Genomic DNA, 393 nt, shown 5'->3' with positions numbered 1-393 from the left:
GGACTGCACCCTGGAGGATTTGCCGCACGCGCCAGCTGTGCGCCTCGGACTGCGGCTCGTCAACGGTCTTGGCAAAGCCGCAGCGGAGCGCATCGAGGCGGCGCGCGCGGAGCGGCCGTTTCAGGATGTTGAGGATCTCGCGCTGCGCGCGGACCTGGACCAACCTACCCTGCGTGTTCTCGCGGGCGGTGACGCCCTTGCCAGCCTTGCTGGGCACCGCCGCCAGCAAGTCTGGGACGCGGCCGGTCAGCACGCCGCGCCGGCCCTGCTCCGCGAGGCACCTATCGGAGAGACTGTTCTGGAGTTGCCGCAAGCGCCAGAAGGCGAAGCGGTAGCGCAGGACTACTCGGCCCTCGGCCTCACACTCCGCAGCCATCCGGTGGCCCTGCTGAG

At 70.0% G+C, this 393-nt stretch carries 1 protein-coding gene; it reads left to right on the top strand.

What is annotated here, in order from left to right; genetic code table 11:
- Positions 1–37: 37 nt before the first annotated feature.
- The coding region (locus tag E4T88_RS18735; RefSeq protein WP_497707131.1) for a helix-hairpin-helix domain-containing protein at positions 38–393 on the top strand (356 nt) is incomplete at its 3' end.

Origin of the sequence: Dysgonomonas mossii (assembly GCF_004569505.1) — a bacterium.
GTDB lineage: Bacteria > Bacteroidota > Bacteroidia > Bacteroidales > Dysgonomonadaceae > Dysgonomonas.
This window is presented reverse-complemented; position numbering and strand designations above follow the sequence as displayed.